Genomic DNA, 20,397 nt, shown 5'->3' with positions numbered 1-20,397 from the left:
ATTTACTGTTTGTTTTAAGACTTCAAATTATTTTTATTAGGGTTTTTAGCATTTTATTTATAATTTTAATAAATCTTCTTTACAGTAAAACACAAGCTAAGTAGTTTTCTGTGAACGTATTATATAGGTTAAATTTTCAAAGTAATAATTCTAACACTATTTTCTATGTCAGATCTTTCTCAATCGCATCGCATCCTTTTTTTTAATACGTTAGCCTTTATTGTTTGCTTCGCTTGCTGGACGTTAAACGGAGTATTAGTAACTTTTTTAAATGACCGTGGTATTTTTGAATGGAGTGTCGTCGAGATAGGATGGCTGCTTGGAATCCCAATTTTAACAGGTTCTGTTATGCGTTTGCCAATGGGAATTCTTACTGATAAATTTGGTGGTAAACCCGTTTACTCCTGTTTATTGATTTTAAGCTCGATTCCTTTATTTCTTTTGCCTTTTGCTTACAATTTCTGGACATTTGCTATTTTGAGCTTTTTGTTTGGAATGGTAGGAACCAGTTTTGCTGTTGGTGTGGGTTGTACTTCTGTATATTATCCTAAGGAATGGCAGGGAAGAGCGTTAGGTATTTTTGGAATGGGAAATTCCGGTGCCGCATTAACTACATTTCTTGCTCCAACATTATTGACAAAATTTTCTGAAAGTGATCCTGAAAATGGCTGGAAATGGCTTCCTGTTATTTACGCAAGTGTTCTGCTCACAATGGGAATTGTTTTTCTGATTTTTACAAAAAACAAAAAAATTGAAGCAGCACCAAAAACGGTAAGCCAGGTTTTTAAACCACTTAAAAGTGTGAGAGTTTGGCGCTTTGGATTGTATTATTTTCTTGTTTTTGGTTCATTTGTGACTTTTTCGCAGTGGTTGCTTCCCAATTTCTTGAACGTTTATCATACAACATTGGTAATGGGAGGAATCTTCGCTGCCATATTTAGTTTACCATCAGGAGTAATTAGAGCTTATGGAGGATTTTTGTCCGATCGTTTTGGTGCGAGAAAAGTAATGTACTGGGTTTTGAGTTCATCGGTTGTTTTAAGTTTTCTTTTAATGTTTCCAAAAATGGATATCACAACATCCGGTTCTGGAATTACAGCTGCAAAAGCGGGAACAGTTACTGAAGTTGCAAAAGATAAAATTGTTATTGGAGATAAAACATATCCGATAGCAGTAGAGGATAAAGAGGCGAAACACAGCCGATTTTTTCCATCGAAAAAATCATGGCAGGAAGTAGTAGTTGAGCAAAATCAACAAGTTCAAAAGAAAGATTTATTAGCGGAAGGAATTACTCAAATTCATTTTGAAGCCAATATGTGGATTTATCTGGTTTTAGTTATTCTTATTGGTTCTGCTTGGGGAATTGGTTCTGCAGCAGTTTACAAACACATTCCGGATTATTTTCCAAATGAAGTTGGAGTTGTCGGCGGAATGGTTGGAATGTTGGGTGGTTTAGGCGGATTTGTTGGACCAATTATCTTCGGTTATCTTTTAAGTACAACCGGTTTCTGGACAAGTTCCTGGATGTTTATTTTAGCAATTTCGCTTATTTGTTTAATCTGGATGCATCGCGTTGTAGTGAAACTGATGAAAGAGAAATCTCCGGAATATGCAAAAGATATGGATCGAAAACATTAATTTTTTTCGAAATTAAAACAGTTTAAGGCCTTTTTCTAATAAGATAGGAAAAGGTTTTTTTATGTTTTTTACTTAATTACTTGGGATGTTTTAAAATAAGACAAAATTGTCTTTTTTATGATATATGTCATAAAAAAATAGAATCGGAGGCTATAATTTTGCATGTATAATTGGTGAAAATCACTCAGTTATATTTATGTAATCTTCATAGTATGAATAATCTTTCCCAATCTCACCGAATTTTATTCCTTAACACACTAGCTTTTACTGTATGTTTTGCTTGCTGGACATTAAATGGCGTTTTAATTACTTTTTTAGCAGATAAAGGAATATTTAGTTTTTCTGTTGTTGAAATAGGATGGCTTCTTGGAATTCCTATTCTTTCTGGTTCAATTTTTAGACTTCCAATTGGTATTTTAACAGACAAATTTGGAGGTAAAATTATTTTTTCAGTTTTGCTTCTGCTTTGTTCTGTTCCACTTTTCTTAATGCCTTTTGCAGATTCTTTTTGGAGTTTTGCAGTATTGAGTTTTTTCTTCGGACTTGTAGGAACCAGTTTTGCAGTCGGAATTGGTTACACTTCAATTTGGTATCCAAAAGAATGGCAGGGAAGAGCATTAGGAATCTTCGGAATGGGAAATGCCGGTGCTGCAATTACCACTTTCATAGCGCCAACATTATTAAATAATTTATCTGAAAATAATCCTGTTGACGGCTGGAAAATGCTTCCGGTTATTTACGCATCCGTGCTTGTACTTATTGGAATACTTTTTATCGTTTTTGCTAAAAACAAAACAAATCCGGGCGTTTCAAAAACGATGGGAGAGCTTATGTCTCCGCTTAAAAAAGCCAGAGTATGGCGCTTTGGAACCTATTATTTTTTAGTCTTCGGATTTTTTGTTGCTTACTCGCAGTGGCTTCTTCCCAATTTTATGAACGTCTACAATACCACTTTAGTAATGGGAGGAATGTTTGCGACAATGTTCAGTCTTCCGTCTGGAGTTATAAGAGCTTTTGGAGGTTATCTCTCCGATAAATTTGGAGCCAGAAAAGTAATGTACTGGGTTTTGGGATCCTCAATTGTAATCAGTTTTTTACTGATGTTTCCAAAAATGGAAATCTTTACTGCAGGCCCTGGAGTTATGTCTTTAAATAACGGAACAGTCACAGAAATTTCTGCAGATAAAATAATCGTCGACGGAAAAACGCATCAAATCAATAGTAAAAATGATTTGGAAATAAATAGCGAATCTGCTGTTTTTCCCGTAAAAAAATCGTGGCAGGAAGTTATTGTAGAGCAAAACCAAGAAGTTAAAAAGAAGGAATTATTAGCAAAAGGAATTACCCAAATCAACTTCAGCGCCAATCTTTGGGTGTATGTGATTTTGGTAACGCTCATAGGAATTTCTTGGGGAATTGGAAAAGCAGCGGTTTACAAACATATTCCAGAATATTTTCCCAATGAAGTAGGAGTTGTGGGCGGAATGGTTGGTTTAATTGGAGGTTTGGGAGGATTTTTAGGTCCGATAATCTTTGGCTATCTCCTTAATTATACCGGACTCTGGACGAGTTCATGGATATTCATATTTCTGGTTTCTGTTCTTTGTTTGGTATGGATGCACAGAACAATTATAACAGCACTGCGAAGTAAATCACCCGATTTTACAAGAGAAATAGAAGACAATCAATAAAATTAAATTACGATAGAAATGAAAACTTGGTTAGACAAATGGAACCCCGAAGATGAAGCGTATTGGAATGCTGGCGGAAGTAAAATTGCATGGAGAACGTTAACAATTACAACAATTACATTAGTGCTGTCATTTGCCTCTTGGTTTATGATGAGCGTTATAGCGGTAAAATTACCGGGATTAGGATTTAATTTTTCAAAAGATCAACTTTTTTGGTTGACTGCAATTCCTGGATTAGCCGCCGGATTACTGCGTATTATTCACACATTTCTGCTTCCTATTTTTGGAACACGCCATATTATATCTTTTGCGACAGCAATTAAATTAATTCCCGTAATCGGAATTGGTTTTGCGATTATGAATGTAAATACGCCTTTTTGGGTTTTTGCAGTTTTGGCCTTTACAACAGGTTTTGGCGGTGGCGATTTTTCTTCTTATATGCCAAGTACCAGTTTGTTTTTTCCTCAAAGATTAAAAGGAACTGCATTAGGAATTCAGGCAGGAATTGGAAATTTTGGTGTTTCAATAGCACAATTTGTTACGCCTTTAATTATTAGTGTTGGAATTTTTGGAGCATCAACCGTTTTTACGAGTATCGATCCGAAAGAGGCATTAGCAGTCTTTCAAAATTCTTCAATAGAAAAACAAAAAGAAGTTTTTACAGCTCTTGATACAGAAGTGCAGACAAAAATTCTTTCTAACGTAAAGAAAAATGTTGTTGATTCTGTGTGTACGGCGGTGAATTCTCATGATAATGTAGTTGTATTTGCTTCACTTCCCGTTAAGGCAAAAGCAAAAGCGATTGCAAACGCAAATCCGAAATTAGCTGAAAAAATACTAAACAACATCAGCGCCGAAAATTCAGCAGTTAAAAACAAACCAATTTACTTGCAGTCTGCGGCATTTTGGTATGCGCCTTTTCTAATAATAATGGCATTTGTAAGCTGGTTTTACTTAAAAAGTATTCCAATGAAAGCTTCTGTAAAAGAACAGTTGGATATTTTCTCAAATAAACATACTTGGTATTGTACGATTACTTATGTAATGACTTTCGGAACTTTTGCAGGTTTGTCTGCCGCTTTTCCTTTAATGATTAAATTTTTATATGGAGATTTTCCAAATGCACCAGATCCTTTAGTGTATGCGTTTTATGGACCATTAATTGGTTCTGCCAGCCGAATTGCTTTCGGATTTGTTGCCGATAAAGTTGGAGGCGCCGTATTGACAACCATGACAGGTGTAGGAATCCTGGCCGGAGCGGTTATTTTAGTCACTCAAGGATTGGTTGCGCCAACAAGTATGGATCAATTTCCGCTTTTTGTGACAGTAATTTTGGCAATGTTCTTTTTTACCGGAATTGGAAATGCGGGAACATTTAGACAATATCCTATCATTTTCAAAGAAAATCCGCGTCAGGCAGCTGGTGTAATTGGATGGACTGCCGCCATAGCAGCATTTGGACCTTTTATCTTTTCTAAATTAATAGGAAATAATATTTCGGCTAACGGAACTGTAAACCAATTCTTTATCGGTGTTGCTTTTTTTACTATATTAGCTACAGGTATCAATTGGTGGTTCTATAATCGTAAGAATTGTGAGAAACCAAGTTAAAGAAGTAATCATTAAAATAAAAAATTAAGGATGAAAAATAAGACGTTTAATACCAAAGCTTTACTTGTAGCTACACTAGTTTCAATACTAACAATTGTACTAGTGTTCTATGGCTCAAGGAAATTACAGAATTTTGATGCTGCACTCGTAACGTATCTTTTCGGAACTGTATTTGCTTTCTTTGGAATCGTTTATAGATATACAGTCTGGCTTCAAAGACCTCCAACCTGGATGTATTTTAAAAGAAGTATCAAATTCCTTTTTACCGGGAAAGTGTTTTCGCATTTATGGTTTTTAGGAAAAGAATCAGTGCAGAATATTGTAGTTCAACGCTTTATCTATCCGCGTAGCAAGTGGAGATGGTTTGCACATTTTTGTATTGCAATTGGTTGTTTGTCAGCTTTTGCTATTACGATTCCACTAACTTTTGGATGGATTCACTTCACATTGGCACCCAATTCCATTTCAATATATGAAGCGCATTTCTTCGGATTCACCATGATGGATTTTGAAATTAGTTCCTTTTTAGCATTTCTAATTTTTCATGCTTTAAACTGGTCGTCATGGTTGGTTATAATTGGATCTGTTTATTATTTAAGAAGAAGATTAACCAATCCTGGACTTATTGCAACCCAAACATTTGAAGGTGATTTGTTGCCTTTGATTTTATTAATTGCAATATCCGTAACAGGATTATGCCTGACTTATTCATATCAATTCATGAAAGGTTTTGCGTATGACTTTCTTGCCGTAATTCATTGTGTTACAGTAATCATGTTTTTGATATGGATTCCTTTTGGGAAATTTTTCCACATCATTCAGCGTCCCGCACAAATTGGAGCACACATTTATAAACAGGAAGGAATCAAAAAAGGAATGGCTGTTTGTCCGCATACAGGAGACGAATTTGCTACTCAACTTCATATCGACGATTTAAAAATTGTGACCAAAGAATTAGGTTTCGATTTCACACACGAAGACGGTACATCGCATTTAGATTTAAGTCCCGAAGGAAAAAGATCACGCTTAGCACAAGCACATTTAAAAGCCAGATTAGAAGGCGGTAATTTATTTGGATAATTTATTTAAAAAGTATTCAGTCGCAGTATTCAGTTTACAGATTAAATTGAGGCCGAGACTGAAAACTAAAAACTAATAAAAAGTATTCAGTCACATTTAACAGTTTACAATTTAAACTGAGACTGGGACTGAGACTGAAAACTAAAAAAGAAATGGCAAAACTACCAGTATCAATAGAAGAAATTATAGAGGCTTTTGGTCCACACAAAAATTATGCGCCAGTAGACGGATACGAAGGGAGAGATGAACCAGACGAAGTTGTAAAAACGCATTGTTGTTTCTGCGGAATGCAATGTGGAATTCAATTAATGGTGAAAGAAAATAAAGTCGTGGGCTTTGAACCTTGGATGGAATTCCCTTTCAACGAAGGACGTTTATGTCCAAAAGGTGTACAGCGTTATTTGCAAAACAATCATCCAGACCGACTTTTGCATCCCATACAAAGAGTAGAAGGAAAAGGATTTGAGAAAATTTCCTGGGATAATGCCATGGACAAAACGGTTTCTGAAATAAAAAGAATTCAGGAAAAATATGGCAAACATGCTTTTTCGATGTTGTCTGGAGTTTCATTGACAAATGAAAAAAGTTATTTAGTTGGAAAATTTGCCCGTGTTGCTCTAAAAACAAGAAATCTGGATTACAACGGAAGACTTTGTATGGTAAGTGCCGGTGCCGGAAATAAAAAAGCTTTTGGATTAGATCGTGCTTCAAACAATTATTCAGATTTAGAATATGCCGAAGTTATTATCGTAACAGGAGCCAATATCAGTGAAACTTTTCCAACTTTAACACATTGGATTTGGAAAGCAAGAGATCGTGGTGCAAAACTTATTGTGATTGATCCAAGAATGATTCCGCTTGCAAGAACTGCCGATATTCATTTGGATGTAAAACCAGGAACAGATTCGGCTTTATATGGTGCAATGCTGAAATATTTGGTCGATCACGATATGCTCGATCATGATTTTATTGATAATTATACTTCAGGATTTCAGGAAACTATTGATGCTGTAAAAGATTATACTTTAGAATGGGCAGAAGAAGTTACCGGAATCGACAAAGAAAAAATAAAAGCTGCCGCAGAGTTATGGGGAAAAGCCAAAACAAGCTTTTTACTCCATGCGCGTGGTATTGAACATCACTCAAAAGGCGTAGATAATGTTTTGGGCTGTATCAACCTTGTTTTAGCAACCGGAAGAATCGGAAGACCATATTGCGGTTACGGAACAATTACCGGACAAGGAAATGGCCAAGGCGGAAGAGAACATGGACACAAATGCGATCAATTGCCGGGAAACAGAGATATTGAAAATCCGGAACACAGAAAATACATTTCGGAAGTTTGGGGAATAGATGAAAAAGATTTACCCGGAAAAGGACTTACAGCTTATGAAATAATTGAAGCCATTCATAGAGATGAAATCAAAGGATTAATTTCGATTTGTTTCAATCCGTTGGTTTCGCTTCCAAATAATAATTATGTACGTTCGGCGCTTGAAAAACTGGAATTTTATGTTTGCATCGATTTCTTTTTAAATGAAACTGCCCGTCATGCGGATATCGTTTTGGCTGGATCTTTACAGGAAGAAGAAGAAGGAACAACAACATCGGCTGAAGGTCGCGTAATCCGAATCAGACAAGCCGTTACGCCTCCGGGAGAAGCGCGAACAGATACTTCGATTTTATTAGAAATTGCCGAACGTTTGGGCGAAAAAGATAAATTCACTTATGACAACAGCGAAGAAATTTTCAATGAATTGCGTGTGGCTTCAAAAGGAGGAACCGCAGATTATTTCGGAATTACCTATAAAAAAGTAGAAGAAAATATGGGGGTTTTCTGGCCATGTCCGTCAGAAGATCATCCCGGAACACCAAGATTATGGGAAGATAAAAAGTTCAAAACTCCAGATGGGAAAGCACATTTTAATCCTGCTCCATACAAATTACCAGGTGAAGTTACAGATGAAGAATATCCTATAACATTGACAACCGGTCGCGTAGTTTCGCAATACTTAAGCGGAACACAAACCCGAAGAATCGGAAAATTAGTGGATCAGTTTCCGGAACCAATGGTGGAAATTCATCCGGAAATGGCAGCAAAATATGGCATAAAACAACGCGAGAATATTAGAGTTGTAACGCGAAGAGGAGAGGGAATTTTTCCGGCAAATATTGTAGAAACGATTAGAAAAGATACAGTTTTTATTCCGTACCACTGGCCCGGACATAAATCAGCGAATCAATTAACGCCCGGAACTTTAGATCCAATTTCTAAAATTCCTGAGTTTAAAGTTTGTGCATGCCAATTATTTCCGCAAGGAACAATAGCCCCGCCATCGAAGGAATCTGAAGCTTATGCAAGTGTTTAATCTATTAAAAATGAAATTGTATGAATTTAACGAATTTTAATACCAGCGAAGAATTTTTTGTAGATATGCAGCGCTGCATTGGCTGTAAAGCTTGTGAAATGGCTTGCGCAGAATGTGAAACAAACGGTCAACAAACTCTAATTAGTGTCAATTATGTAGATCGTGTAGCAACTATACAAACTACAGTTCAGGTTTGTATGCATTGCGAAGACCCGGTTTGTGCCAATGTTTGTCCGGCTGATGCGATTTCGCAGGATGAATTTGGCATTGTGCACACCGCAAGTACAGAAAGATGTATTGGTTGTTCGAACTGCGTTATGGCTTGCCCTTTTGGAGTACCCAAAAAAGTCGAAGAATACGATTTGATGATGAAATGCAATATGTGTTACGATAGAACTAGTGTGGGTAAAAAGCCAATGTGTGCAACGGTTTGTCCAAGTGGTGCTTTGTTTTTTGGTACAAGAGAACAAATTGAAGAAATGCGACCAAATAGTACACCTATTAATAATTTCATTTTTGGGAAAGAAAAAGTGAAAACAAAGGTTAACATTATGATGCCAAAAGGTAGCACAGAATTAAGAATTTATTAAATGCCGGATCATGTCAAAAGAAGATAATTTAAATAAAAACTGGAAAAAAGATTTTCCGATAAAGAAACAGGAATCAACACAAGTCAGTCGACGCGATTTTGCTAAGTTTTTAACTTTTATATCGGGAGGTTTAATGGTTGGAAGTGGATTCGTAACCGCAAAAGCCTTTTTATTGCCAAAAGAAGAAGTGCAAGGGGAACATTTTATTTGTAATAAAGAAGATGTTCCAGTTGGTGGCACAAGAGGCTTTGTTTTGGATGGAAGTACAATTCCTTATATTTTGATTCATCTGGAAAGCGGTGAATTTAGAGCTTACGAACAAAAATGTACACATCTTTCGTGTTCTGTTTTTTACAAACCCGGAACCGGAATTATACATTGTCCGTGTCACGAAGGATCATTCGATGCGATGACCGGAGATGTAATAGCGGGGCCACCGCCAAGAGCTTTGCCACAATTGGAAGTATTTTTTAAAGAAAATGCCGTTTTTGTAAAAGCATTAATTGAGAAAAAAGAAAGTTAATTTAAATTTTGAATTATGAGTACGTTTAGACGAAGTCAAAACCGCGCAAATCCCAATAAGCTGAATAATATACTTTCGACGCTTATCTTTATTTTAATTTTAAATGTCAGTATTCAGATTTGGCTTTTATATGCTTCATTAAATAATGCATTAGACAATAATAAAGAAATTTTAATTCCAGCGTTTATAGCATCAGTTATTTTGTTTTTAATTGGTTTTGGATGGTTGTATTATCTTCCAAAAGGGAATTTTAGGAATACATTATAGCCGTTTAAGCCGAATATAGCTGCGTGAATTTTTCTTCAGGTATTAAAGTATTTACCTTAAATTTATATTTTTAAAATAAATTTAGATACGTATTGAATTTAACTAAGTAAAAATACTTATATTTGTAATAAGTATTTTTTGCTTTTAATATAATAGTAATGATTAAAGTTGAAGAAGCCATAACGATTATTGAAGCGAACAGTACTAAAATGCCAACGAAGAATATTTCGGTGCAAAATGCTTTAGGATATGTTTTGGCTGAAAAAGTGATTTCGCCAATAGATATGCCGCCATTTCGACAATCAGCGATGGATGGATATGCTTTTACACACAGTATTAGGCATCAATATGATGTGGTTGGAACTTCGCAGGCCGGAGATCATTCGAATAAAAAATTGAAAGCAACCGAAGCAATCCGAATATTTACAGGCGCTTTTGTTCCGGATGATGCCAATACGGTAGTAATGCAGGAGCATGTAATGGCCAATAAAGATTCAATTTTGATTGCCACAATGCCGGAAAAAAATGCAAATGTTCGTCCAAAAGGAGAACAAATTGCTAAAGATGAGGTTGTTTTTGAAGCCAATACTTTAATTACTCCTGCAGCAATTGGATTTTTAGCTTGTTTGGGAATCACGGAAGTTGAGGTTTATAAGAAGCCAAAAGTCGCCATTTTAGTAACAGGAAACGAATTAATACAGCCCGGTAAAAAACTGAAAAAAGGGAAAATATTCGAAAGTAATTCGGTTATGCTTGAAGCGGCACTTCAAACAATCGGAATTGAAAAAACGAAAGTTTACAGAGTAAAAGATAATCTGAAAGCAACAAAAAAGGCTGTAAAAGGTCTTTTGAAAAAATACGATATCGTTCTTATTTCGGGAGGAATTTCAGTTGGCGATTATGATTTTGTAAAAGAAGCATTATTGCAAAATGATGTAAAAGAGCTTTTTTATAAAATCAATCAAAAGCCTGGAAAACCGATGTTTTTTGGAGTTAAAAATGAAACTTTAGTTTTTGCGCTTCCGGGAAATCCGGCTTCGTCACTAACTAATTTTTATATTTATGTTGCACCGGCTATAAAGACCAGAATTGGTCATGCTGAAATTCATAAACCAAAAGTGGTTCGGAAATTAAATTCGGAAATCAAAAACAACACTGGAAAAACGTTGTTTTTAAAAGCAAGATACGATGAGACAAATGTTACTGTTTTAGACGGACAAAGCTCAGCAATGCTTAATACATTTGCAGTAGCGAACAGTTTAATAATTGTTCCGGAAGAAATAGAAAATTATAAAAAAGGACAGTTGGTAACGTTGTTGCCAATTGATTAGGTTTTTTTAGAAAGTAGAAGATAGAAAATAGATTTTATGGTGTATCATGAAAAGCGCTGTATAAATTAAAACATACGGAATTAATTTAAATTTTAGATTACTAGGTAATTGAAACGCCAGTTTGTCATTTCGACAAAGGAGAAATCTCCGCGAGAAACTCTACAAAGATTGGCTTCTCATTGCCGAGCTACTTACGGAGATTTCTCCTTTGTCGAAATGACAAGATTGAGGAAAAAGGCCTGAAACAAAACAACAAAGAACAAAAAATGACCCTATTAACTTCAGAAAATATTATCCTATTCAGTTTTGCCTTAATTGTAATTGCATTTTTATACTCAAGTGTCGGACACGGCGGTGCATCTGGATATTTGGCATTGATGAGCATTTTTGCTTTTCCAATTTCGGTAATGAAACCATCGGCATTGTTGTTGAATTTATTTGTTTCGAGTATTTCGTTCTTATTTTATTATCGAAATAATTATTTCAAACCAAAGCTTTTTTATCCGTTTGCAATAGCATCTATTCCGGCTGCGTTTATCGGCGGATTTATAACTTTAGATAATGCGATTTACAAAATAATTTTGGGAATTGTACTGGTTTTTGCGGCATTAAGATTGTTTGGAGTATTCAATTTTAAAGAAAAAGAAGAAGTAAAAATCAATCTTCCGTCTGCTTTAGTAATTGGTTTCGCAATCGGATTATTATCTGGAATGTTAGGAATTGGCGGCGGAATTATTTTAAGTCCAATTCTATTATTTTTAGGATGGGCATCTGTTAAAGAATCGGCGGCAGTTTCGAGTTTATTCATTTTTGTGAACTCATTTGCGGGAATGTTAGGTTTCCTTTTAGGAGGAAAAGTGATTCCGATAGAAAGTTTTTATTTAGTTCCAATTGCAGTAGTAGGTGGAATGTTAGGCGGATTTTATGGAAGTGGGAAATTTTCAAACAGAACATTAAAAATGGTTTTAGGAACGGTGATTTTAATGGCAAGCGTTAAATTGATTTTTCCTTGAGCTAAATTAAATTTAACCGGAAAGCACGCAAGGATTAGCCAAAGCAGTTATAGAAAAACAAAGTTCTTAAAGCATTGCGAACTTAATTTTAAAGATAATAGTAGATAAAAATTCTTAGCGCTCTTTGCAGTAAAAATAACCTGAAACCTGAAACAAACAAAACCTGAAACAAAAAAGTTATGGAAACACTAACAGTATTTATTCTTTGTGGAGGAAAAAGCTCCAGAATGCAGTCTGAAAAAGGATTAGTGTTGTTTCAGGATAAGCCTTTTATTGAGCATATCATTCAGGCAATTTTGCCTATTACAGATAAAATTAAGTTGATTACGGCTTCAAAAGAATACGATTATCTGGAATATGAAAAAATACCGGATTTAATTTTAGATAAAGGTCCGCTAGGTGGAATTTACACTGCTTTATCACATTCTGAAACCGAATTCAATTTGATATTAAGTTGTGATATTCCGTTAATTTCGACCGAATTATTACAGGAATTAATTTCAAAACATACTAAAGAAGCCGGAATTACGGTTTTTGCTTCCGAAAGCAAAACGCATCCATTAATTGGGATTTACTCAAAAAGTATTGTTCCGACTATTAAAGAAGCAATCGAATCGAACGAATTAAAAATGATGGATTTGTTGGCGAAATTGCCGCATCAAATCATCAATATAGAAGAAAGCGAGAACTTTCATTTAACCAATATTAATTCGGCAGACGAATTAAACGACCTGAATATCAATTTAATTTAAAGACTATGCGAAATTTAAGAACTCCAAAATTGACGATCGTAGGCGCAGGTCCAGGTGATATTGAATTGATTACCTTAAAAGCAATTAAAGCTTTACAGAGTGCCGATGTAGTTTTGTACGATGCTTTGGTAAACGAAGAATTACTGAAATATGCGCCAAATGCTGAAATTGTTTTTGTTGGAAAACGGTTAGGTTGTCATGCTTATACACAAGACCAGATTAATGATTTGATTGTTTCGATGGCAAAGTCACATGGGCATGTCGTTCGTTTAAAAGGTGGTGATCCGTTTGTTTTTGGCAGAGGAAGTGAAGAAATAGAATTTGCAGAAGATTTTGGAATAGAAACGGCTATTGTTCCCGGAATTTCATCGGCTTTGGGTGTTCCGGCTTCGGTAGGAATTAGTTTGACACAGCGCAAAGTTGCCGAAAGTTTTTGGGTTATTACAGGAACAACTTCAGACCATAAATTATCAAAAGATATTCAATTGGCATCAAAATCGGCCGCTACAGTTGTTGTTTTAATGGGAATGCATAAACTGGAGGAAATTATTTCAATCTATCAGGAAAATAGAAATGACGATTTACCAGTTGCCATTATTCAAAACGGAACTAAAAATTCAGAGCAAAAAGTAATCGGAACTATCAATACAATTACTAAATTGGTATCTGAAAAAAATATATCATCGCCGGCAATTATCGTTATTGGCGAAGTAGTAAGAAATACTTCAAGTTGGATTTCTTATTTTCAAGAACATTTTGAGGACGAATTCATCTTTCAAAATTTAAATTTATAAAAATGATCGAGATTAAATATTTTGGAGCTGTAGCTGAAAAGACAAAATGTGAATTCGAAAAGTTATCTTTTTCTGAAGAATTATCACTGCAAAAATTATTGCAGGATTTAGAAGAAAAATATGCATTTGAAGCACTGACTTTCAGCGTTGCAGTAAATCAAAAAATAGTTTCAAAAACAAAACAATATCAATTGCAGACCAGTGATATTGTGGCATTATTGCCTCCATTTGCGGGAGGATAAATTATGAATTCAGATAACCGATATAATCGACAAATTATACTTCCTGAAATAGGCGCGGAAGGCCAGCAAAAATTATCGAAATCGAAAGTTTTGGTGATTGGCGCCGGAGGTTTGGCAGCTACAATTTTACCTTATTTGGCCTCAGCAGGAGTTGGTAAAATAGGAGTTATTGATGATGATGTTGTTGAAGTTTCAAATCTTCATCGTCAGGTTATTTATAAAACTTCGGCTGTTGGAAAATCGAAAGTTGAGGAAGCTAAACTGATGCTTTTAGAGTTAAATCCTGAAATTGAAGTAGATATTTTTTCTGAGAAATTATCTGGAAAGAACGCCATTTCATTATTCGAAAATTACGATATAATTGTTGATGCAACCGATTCTATTTCGATTAAATATTTAATTAATGATGCGTGTCTTGTTACTAATAAACCAATGGTTTACGGATCTATTTTTAGATTTCAGGGACAAGTTTCAGTTTTCAATTATCAAAATGGTCCAACGTACAGATGTTTGTATCCCGATGAAAACTCGAATGCGTTAAATTGTGAAGATGCTGGTGTAATTGGCATTTCAGTTGGAATTATCGGAATGTTTCAGGCAAATGAAGTTCTAAAAATGATTCTGGAAATTGGAGAAGTTTTAAGCGGAAAAATATTGGTTTATAATATTCTGAATAACGAACAACAGAAATATGATTTTGATAAAAGCGATATTCAGTCAATAAGTAGAGAAACATTCGAAGAAAAATACAATAAAAATGAAGTTGAAGAAATAAGTTTTGATGTTGTTTTAGAAGAAATAAACAATGATGAAGTTTTATTTTTAGATGTTAGAAACGAAGACGAATTGCCAAAAATCAGTTTAAAAAATCAAATTAAGATTCCATTAATGCATTTGGAAAATGAAATTGAAAAACTGGATAAAAATCAGAAGATATATGTTTTCTGTCAATCTGGAATTAGAAGTAAAACCGCAGTCGAATTGCTTAAAAATCATCAATTTAAAAATATAAAAAGTATTGCTGGCGGTGTTTTGGGAATGAAACAATTATTACAAGAAATTAAAATATAGTTACAGATTTAAGGTATAGTTTGTCATTTCGACGAAGGAGAAATCTTCGCAAGTAGCTCGACAAAGATTGGCGAATTACTGTGTGGAGTTTCTTGCGAAGATTTCTCCTTCGTCGAAATGACAATATTGAGATTAACTTTCTTTGCCACAAATTTTAATTAGTGGAAATTAGTGTAATTGCTTCGACTCCGCTCAGCCTGACAAAAGCAAAAGAAAAATCATTTTAATCCATATAATCTGTCGCAAAAAAAACATAAAAAATGAGTAAAAATGTATTTGTAGAAGGACCAATTGCTCCTGAATTTATAGCCGAATCGATTGCCAAACACCAATCGAAACACACGATTGGAGCGCATAACATATTTTTAGGACAAGTTCGTGCCGATGTGATTCACGATAATACAGTTGTGGCAATAGATTATTCAGCTTACACCGATATGGCAAACGAAGCTTTGTACACCATTCGCGAAAAAGCTTTTGCTAAATTTGATTTAACGTGTATGCATATTTATCATAGTTTGGGCGTTGTAAAAGCAGGCGAAATCTGTTTATTCGTTTTTGTTTCGGCAACACGACGCAAACAAGTTTATGAAGCTACAGAAGCCATCGTAAACTGGATAAAAACCGATGTGCCGATTTTTGGCAAAGAAATGTTTGAGAACGATACATTCACTTGGAAACAAAATAGTTAATGGTAGATATTACGCATAAAATAAGTACATTAAGAAAAGCCACTGCAACTGCAATTGTAAAAGTCAGCAGACAGGAAACAATTGACGCTGTAGTAAATAATCTTGTGCCAAAAGGAAATGTACTCGAAATGGCAAAAACAGCTGGATTATTTGCCGTTAAAAACACGCATTTATCGATTCCGGATTGTCATCCAATTCCGATCGAATTTACATCGGTGGAATATATAATTGAAGGACTAGAAATTCAAATCATTTTCAATGTAAAAACGGTTTACAAAACCGGAGTTGAGGTTGAAGCCATGCACGGCGCATCTATCGTCGCATTGACAATGTACGACATGCTGAAACCGATTGATAAAGAAATTGAAATTTCAACCATCAAATTAATCAATAAAGAAGGTGGAAAATCATCTTTCAAAAATAGATTCCCGAATGCTATAAAAGCAGCAGTTTTTGTTTGTTCCGATTCTGTTTTTGCTGGAGATAAAGAAGATCATTCTGGAAAGACAATTGTAGAAAAACTAGATTCTTACGGAGTTGAAACTGCACATTATGAAGTTATTCCGGACGAATATGAGATTATTCAAGAAAAAACGAAGGCTTTCGCCAAAGAAAATCAGTTGGTAATTTTCACGGGCGGAACTGGATTATCTCCGAGAGATGTTACACCAGAAGCTTTAGAACCAATTTTAGAAAGCAGAATTCCAGGAATTGAAGAAGCCATTCGCAATTATGGGCAGCAAAGAATGCCGTATGCAATGTTATCCAGAAGTGTTGCGGGAACTTTAGGAAAAAGTCTGGTTTTGGCTTTGCCAGGATCTACAAACGGAGTGCGAGAATCAATGGATGCAGTTTTTCCGCATGTAATGCATGTTTTTCATATTTTAAAAGGTAAAAATCATGACAGCCTCTAACACTATTTTAACGGATGGTTTTGGGCGCAAGCACAATTATCTGCGCATTTCGCTGCTGGAAAAATGCAACCTGCGTTGTACGTACTGCATGCCAGCTGACGGAATTGCGCTTTCTCCAAAAGCCAGTTTAATGACGGCCGACGAGATTTTTGGTATTGCTCAGACTTTCGTGAAAAATGGTGTTGACAAAATAAGATTAACAGGAGGAGAACCTTTACTTAGAAAAGATTTCCCTGAAATAGTTTCTAAATTATCAGATTTAGATATTTCACTTTCCATAACTACAAACGGAATTTTAATTGATCGTCATATTGAAGTTTTAAAACAATTTAAAGTCAGAAAAATCAATTTGAGTTTAGATACTTTGGTTTCGTCTAAATTCGCTTCTATAACGCTTAGAAATCAGTTTGAGAAAGTTGTTGATAATCTGCATTTGCTTTTGAACAATGATTTTCAAGTGAAAGTGAATGTAGTTTTGATGAAAGGTTTTAATGATAACGAAATTGTAGATTTTGTAAAACTTACGCAGTTTCTGCCAATTTCTGTTCGTTTTATTGAATTTATGCCATTTGCCGGAAACGAGTGGGACAGAAGCAAAATGGTTTCTCAAAGTGAGATTTTATCTTTGGTTGGAAATGCATTTTCTTCTGATGATATTCAAAAACTGGAAGACGAAAAAAACTTTACTTCAAGAAATTATAAAATAAAAGGTTTTCAAGGCGATTTCGGAATTATTAGTTCGATAACAAATCCGTTTTGCGACAGTTGCAATCGCATCCGCTTGACGGCAGACGGTAAAATTAAAAATTGCCTTTTCTCTAATTCAGAAACCGATTTATTAACGGCTTTTAGAAATGGTGAATCCATCGAAAATTTGATTTCAGAGTCTGTTCAAAAGAAAAAGAAAGTTAGGGCAGGAATGGTAAGTGTTTCTGAAATGGATGATCCTTCGTTACATTTTGATAATCGCAGTATGATTGCGATTGGGGGCTAAAGGCTAATTATTAATTGTGAATTGCTAATTGTTAATTGTCAGGCTGAGCGAAGTTGAAGCCTTTTTACACAATATTGTCATTTCGACGAAGGAGAAATCACACTCCTAAATCGACAAAGATTGGCGATCTTCTTTGCGGAGTTTCTAGTGTGATTTCTCCTTCGTCGAAATGACAAAAAATGAGCAAAAAAAAGGTTCAACTTTTTTAAAGTCAAACCTTTCTCAATAATTATTTTTTCTTTTTAGCTTTTGCCTTTTTTTGAGCTTTAGCTTTCTTTTTAGCGATTTTTTTTGCTTTCGCTTTTTCTTTTGCTTTTTTAGCTTTTTCTTTTTTCTTAGCAGCAGCTTTTTGTTTTGCTTTTTTCGCTTTCTCTTTCTTTTTATCTTTTTTCGCTTTCTCTTTTTTCTTCGCTAATTTCTTTTTCTCTTTTTCCTTTTCTTTGTCTTTCACCTTTTTAGTTTTTTTATCGTTAGACTTATTTTTAGCAGTTTTTTCCACTGCAGCAACTTCGGTTTTAACTTCTTCTTTTGCTTCTTTTATTGGTTCTATAACAGCCGGTTTAACTACAGGAGCAGTTACTTTTTTTGCAGGAGTTCTTCTTACCGCCGGTTTTACTGTTGCTGCCGGGGCAGCTGTTTTTACGGCTGGTTTTGCAGGAGCTTTTGTAGCAGTTGTTCTTGTAGCAGTTGTTCTTGTAGTTGGTGCTTTTGCTGCAGCTGGTTTTGCTGCAGTTGCAGGTTTTGTTGCTGTTGAAGCTGCTGGTTTTGCAGTTGTAGCAGTTTTTGGTGCTGCTGGTTTACGAACTGGTGCTTTTGCAGGTGCTGTATTTACTGGTTTTTCGGCAACTGGTTTTGATGTTTCCGCTGCTGGAGAATCGATTTTCTCAGGAGTAGTTTCTTCTGGTTTATTTTCCATATAAATGTGCTTTTGATTAGTATTTTAATTACAATGTAACTAAATCGTTAATTTACAGTTAAGTAAAGATAAATATAAAACAAGCTTCTCAATGTTAAGGTTTTAACTTTTTTTTGGAATTAAATATCTGATGCTTAAATATTTAGTCTTTTTGATCAAATTTTAAACTGAAATCTCTTAACAATTCTACATGAAAAAATGGAAGAATTTGCTGTATAATAAAGCGGTATAACGGATGATTTCTTTTGAAAAAAGGTGCCCTAGCCCCGATGGGAGGGAAAATCCTTTTGTACTTCCCGATAACTATCGGGAGGTACAAAAGATTGGAAGGAACAGCGGGATTAGCTCCTAATAAATATTCTGATTAGTTTTTTATCAGTTCTAAAATCCTAAAATTGCTTTTCGGCGCTTCGCATAAGGAACAGCAATAAGTTTCGGATAAATCGGCAAATAAAATGCCTTTCGGAATTCCTTGGCTTTCATCTCCGTATTCTGGATTATAAAGCGTTAAGCATTCCTGACATTGATAGATATCCAATTGCGGTTTTTCTTTTTTCTGCGGATTCTCGGTTGTTTCTGATGCTGTATTTCCGAGTTCATCGAAATATTTTCGGCTTAATTCAATTAAAATAGTCGGAAGTTCCAGTTTGTCGATATCTTGTGAATGCACAATATATTCGCGTGTATTTGGGTCGAAATTCTTCGCAAATAACACATTATAAGTGTCTCTAATTTTAATGGATTCTAATGCCGCCGGAAGTTCGTTTTTTTCGATTACAATCGAAGTGAAATAATGCCCGTCGCGATTGTATTCTGAAATTCCGAAGTTTAGTCCGTAAGTACTGATGTCAAATTGATCTAATGTTCTAACTAGAAAAGTTTTCAGGTTTAAAGCCCATTCCATTGCAACCGGTAAATGCCAGTTTAACTCTAATAAAGAATGTCGAACGTTGATTCCGCGTTTGCCTAAGAATTTTTCCCATTCCAGTTTTCTGTCCTTTGGAATTCCTTTTATGATGAATGACTTCCAGGGCGTAATACAGATTTTCCCGATTTTGCATTCAAAACACAAATCGCACATTTCTTTAAGAAAATCCAGATCGTATAAATTATTACGCCAATATAATCCCAACCAATATTGATCGATTCCCATTCGGTTCATTCCTTCGTAATACGGAAATGGATAAAACGGAATATTAAGTGGTTTATCAATCGTTCTGTTATTGGTGTCTAAAACTTCACTTACCAACGAAAAAAGTAAATCAATATCGATAACATCTTCTTCGGAGATTTTTTCAATTTCGTAATAGATTTTTGCTAGATCCCAGCTGTAAATCAAAACGGGATAGACTTCCATTTTTTCCCATTTTGGAAGACGAATATATAAATACCAATAATCTTCATGCTCTGATGCAATAAAATTCAAATGTCCTGTAAACAAAGGAACCAATTGTTGTTTTGGATCGGTTATATTAACTTTGAGTTTGGGCTGTTCTTTAAATTCTTCCAAAACATATAAAAAACGGTTTCCGGTCAACCAGTTTGTATTTCTGAAAATATCGGTCGAAACATAAGATGAAACAATATTGTTACCACTTTTTTGATCGGGATACACAAAATGATGCTTTCCTAAAGTGGTTTTATCCAAAGATTTAAAACCTTGCGGAAAAATAATATCCTGTCTGGAACCAAATGAAATGGAATCCAGACCTTCGTCTAAAGCAATATTTACTACTTCTCGAAGTTCGCCCGGCGAAATAACGCCTCCTTTTACTATTAATCTTGTTAGTTCCATTTTTTCTTTTTGTTTCAGGTCTTCTTTGTTTCAGGTTTTCTTTGTTTCAGGTTTCAGGTTGTTGGATTGTGTTGATTTAAATGCAGAGTTCACAAAGTTTTTTTCGCAAAGTTT

Annotated in this window: 20 protein-coding genes; 18 read left to right on the top strand and 2 right to left on the bottom strand. The window is 34.9% G+C overall.

From position 1 onward, the window contains the following. Positions 1-165: 165 nt before the first annotated feature. From BD847_RS12485 to moaA, 17 genes are all read left to right on the top strand, one after another. Positions 166-1,638 (top strand): MFS transporter, encoded by a 1,473-nt coding sequence (locus BD847_RS12485; protein WP_115888600.1) that lies wholly within the window; start codon positions 166-168, stop codon positions 1,636-1,638. A 212-nt stretch (positions 1,639-1,850) separates the two neighbouring features. Continuing rightward, on the top strand, positions 1,851-3,329 hold the full coding sequence (locus BD847_RS12480; RefSeq protein WP_115888599.1) for an MFS transporter: 1,479 nt from the start codon (positions 1,851-1,853) through the stop codon (positions 3,327-3,329). An 18-nt stretch (positions 3,330-3,347) separates the two neighbouring features. Then, entirely contained in the window at positions 3,348-4,940 is a 1,593-nt protein-coding gene (locus BD847_RS12475; protein ID WP_115888598.1) for a magnesium transporter MgtE N-terminal domain-containing protein, read from the top strand. A 30-nt stretch (positions 4,941-4,970) separates the two neighbouring features. Next, entirely contained in the window at positions 4,971-6,020 is a 1,050-nt protein-coding gene (locus BD847_RS12470) for an MFS transporter (protein ID WP_115888597.1), read from the top strand. A gap of 152 nt (positions 6,021-6,172) precedes the next feature. Next, positions 6,173-8,389, top strand: coding sequence for a molybdopterin oxidoreductase family protein (locus tag BD847_RS12465; RefSeq protein WP_115888596.1), 2,217 nt, complete (start codon positions 6,173-6,175; stop codon positions 8,387-8,389). A 20-nt stretch (positions 8,390-8,409) separates the two neighbouring features. Further along, complete coding sequence (locus BD847_RS12460; protein ID WP_115888595.1) at positions 8,410-8,979, top strand: 4Fe-4S dicluster domain-containing protein; 570 nt, start codon at positions 8,410-8,412, stop codon at positions 8,977-8,979. A 10-nt stretch (positions 8,980-8,989) separates the two neighbouring features. Further along, positions 8,990-9,502, top strand: coding sequence for a QcrA and Rieske domain-containing protein (locus tag BD847_RS12455; protein ID WP_115888594.1), 513 nt, complete (start codon positions 8,990-8,992; stop codon positions 9,500-9,502). A 15-nt stretch (positions 9,503-9,517) separates the two neighbouring features. Continuing rightward, positions 9,518-9,769, top strand: a complete 252-nt coding sequence (locus BD847_RS12450; RefSeq protein WP_115888593.1) for a DUF6755 family protein — start codon at positions 9,518-9,520, stop codon at positions 9,767-9,769. Between the two features lie 158 nt (positions 9,770-9,927). Next, positions 9,928-11,100: a molybdopterin molybdotransferase MoeA gene (locus BD847_RS12445; protein WP_115888592.1), complete on the top strand. Its 1,173-nt coding sequence runs from the start codon at positions 9,928-9,930 to the stop codon at positions 11,098-11,100. Between the two features lie 266 nt (positions 11,101-11,366). Next, entirely contained in the window at positions 11,367-12,113 is a 747-nt protein-coding gene (locus tag BD847_RS12440) for a sulfite exporter TauE/SafE family protein (RefSeq protein ID WP_115888591.1), read from the top strand. A 179-nt stretch (positions 12,114-12,292) separates the two neighbouring features. Further along, positions 12,293-12,865 carry a molybdenum cofactor guanylyltransferase gene (locus BD847_RS12435; RefSeq protein WP_115888590.1) on the top strand — a complete coding sequence of 191 codons (573 nt, stop codon included), beginning with the start codon at positions 12,293-12,295 and terminating at the stop codon, positions 12,863-12,865. 5 nt (positions 12,866-12,870) lie between these two features. Beyond that, positions 12,871-13,659, top strand: coding sequence for a uroporphyrinogen-III C-methyltransferase (gene cobA / locus BD847_RS12430; protein ID WP_115888589.1), 789 nt, complete (start codon positions 12,871-12,873; stop codon positions 13,657-13,659). Positions 13,660-13,661: 2 nt separating this feature from the next. Then, complete coding sequence (locus BD847_RS12425) at positions 13,662-13,901, top strand: MoaD/ThiS family protein (RefSeq protein WP_115888588.1); 240 nt, start codon at positions 13,662-13,664, stop codon at positions 13,899-13,901. Positions 13,902-13,904: 3 nt separating this feature from the next. Then, positions 13,905-14,972: a HesA/MoeB/ThiF family protein gene (gene moeB, locus BD847_RS12420; protein WP_115888587.1), complete on the top strand. Its 1,068-nt coding sequence runs from the start codon at positions 13,905-13,907 to the stop codon at positions 14,970-14,972. A gap of 260 nt (positions 14,973-15,232) precedes the next feature. Then, the gene (locus BD847_RS12415) at positions 15,233-15,664 is read left to right on the top strand and encodes a molybdenum cofactor biosynthesis protein MoaE (protein WP_115888586.1); all 432 of its coding nucleotides are present in this window, start codon (positions 15,233-15,235) and stop codon (positions 15,662-15,664) included. Continuing rightward, positions 15,664-16,578 carry a bifunctional molybdenum cofactor biosynthesis protein MoaC/MoaB gene (moaCB, locus tag BD847_RS12410; protein ID WP_115888585.1) on the top strand — a complete coding sequence of 305 codons (915 nt, stop codon included), beginning with the start codon at positions 15,664-15,666 and terminating at the stop codon, positions 16,576-16,578. Before BD847_RS12415 ends, moaCB begins: the two co-directional genes overlap by 1 nt. After that, a complete protein-coding gene (gene moaA / locus BD847_RS12405) occupies positions 16,565-17,572 on the top strand; it encodes a GTP 3',8-cyclase MoaA (protein ID WP_115888584.1) in 1,008 nt (335 codons plus the stop codon). Before moaCB ends, moaA begins: the two co-directional genes overlap by 14 nt. A 229-nt stretch (positions 17,573-17,801) precedes the next feature. Here moaA and BD847_RS20990 read toward each other — a convergent pair whose 3' ends face one another. Next, positions 17,802-18,023: a hypothetical protein gene (locus BD847_RS20990; protein WP_244201599.1), complete on the bottom strand. Its 222-nt coding sequence runs from the start codon at positions 18,021-18,023 to the stop codon at positions 17,802-17,804. Here BD847_RS20990 and BD847_RS20985 point away from each other — a divergent pair. Beyond that, complete coding sequence (locus BD847_RS20985) at positions 18,013-18,492, top strand: hypothetical protein (protein ID WP_244201598.1); 480 nt, start codon at positions 18,013-18,015, stop codon at positions 18,490-18,492. The genes BD847_RS20990 and BD847_RS20985 overlap by 11 nt on opposite strands. A 360-nt stretch (positions 18,493-18,852) precedes the next feature. Here the strand turns inward: BD847_RS20985 and BD847_RS12395 are convergent, their stop codons facing one another. Further along, positions 18,853-20,283, bottom strand: a complete 1,431-nt coding sequence (locus tag BD847_RS12395; protein ID WP_115888582.1) for a rubredoxin — start codon at positions 20,281-20,283, stop codon at positions 18,853-18,855. Between the last annotated feature and the right edge of the window lie 114 nt (positions 20,284-20,397).

The organism is Flavobacterium cutihirudinis (genome assembly GCF_003385895.1).
Lineage (GTDB): Bacteria > Bacteroidota > Bacteroidia > Flavobacteriales > Flavobacteriaceae > Flavobacterium > Flavobacterium cutihirudinis.
This window is presented reverse-complemented; position numbering and strand designations above follow the sequence as displayed.

Coding starts and splice junctions, on each gene's coding strand:
- BD847_RS12425 (WP_115888588.1), top strand. CDS start 13,662: ATGATCGAGATTAAATATTTTGGAGCTGTAGCTGAAAAGACAAAATGT.
- BD847_RS12415 (WP_115888586.1), top strand. CDS start 15,233: ATGAGTAAAAATGTATTTGTAGAAGGACCAATTGCTCCTGAATTTATA.
- BD847_RS12485 (WP_115888600.1), top strand. CDS start 166: ATGTCAGATCTTTCTCAATCGCATCGCATCCTTTTTTTTAATACGTTA.
- BD847_RS12450 (WP_115888593.1), top strand. CDS start 9,518: ATGAGTACGTTTAGACGAAGTCAAAACCGCGCAAATCCCAATAAGCTG.
- BD847_RS12445 (WP_115888592.1), top strand. CDS start 9,928: ATGATTAAAGTTGAAGAAGCCATAACGATTATTGAAGCGAACAGTACT.
- BD847_RS12460 (WP_115888595.1), top strand. CDS start 8,410: ATGAATTTAACGAATTTTAATACCAGCGAAGAATTTTTTGTAGATATG.
- BD847_RS12440 (WP_115888591.1), top strand. CDS start 11,367: ATGACCCTATTAACTTCAGAAAATATTATCCTATTCAGTTTTGCCTTA.
- BD847_RS12475 (WP_115888598.1), top strand. CDS start 3,348: ATGAAAACTTGGTTAGACAAATGGAACCCCGAAGATGAAGCGTATTGG.
- BD847_RS12470 (WP_115888597.1), top strand. CDS start 4,971: ATGAAAAATAAGACGTTTAATACCAAAGCTTTACTTGTAGCTACACTA.
- BD847_RS12465 (WP_115888596.1), top strand. CDS start 6,173: ATGGCAAAACTACCAGTATCAATAGAAGAAATTATAGAGGCTTTTGGT.
- BD847_RS12435 (WP_115888590.1), top strand. CDS start 12,293: ATGGAAACACTAACAGTATTTATTCTTTGTGGAGGAAAAAGCTCCAGA.
- BD847_RS12455 (WP_115888594.1), top strand. CDS start 8,990: ATGTCAAAAGAAGATAATTTAAATAAAAACTGGAAAAAAGATTTTCCG.
- moeB (WP_115888587.1), top strand. CDS start 13,905: ATGAATTCAGATAACCGATATAATCGACAAATTATACTTCCTGAAATA.
- BD847_RS12480 (WP_115888599.1), top strand. CDS start 1,851: ATGAATAATCTTTCCCAATCTCACCGAATTTTATTCCTTAACACACTA.
- moaCB (WP_115888585.1), top strand. CDS start 15,664: ATGGTAGATATTACGCATAAAATAAGTACATTAAGAAAAGCCACTGCA.
- moaA (WP_115888584.1), top strand. CDS start 16,565: ATGACAGCCTCTAACACTATTTTAACGGATGGTTTTGGGCGCAAGCAC.
- cobA (WP_115888589.1), top strand. CDS start 12,871: ATGCGAAATTTAAGAACTCCAAAATTGACGATCGTAGGCGCAGGTCCA.
- BD847_RS12395 (WP_115888582.1), bottom strand. CDS start 20,283: ATGGAACTAACAAGATTAATAGTAAAAGGAGGCGTTATTTCGCCGGGC.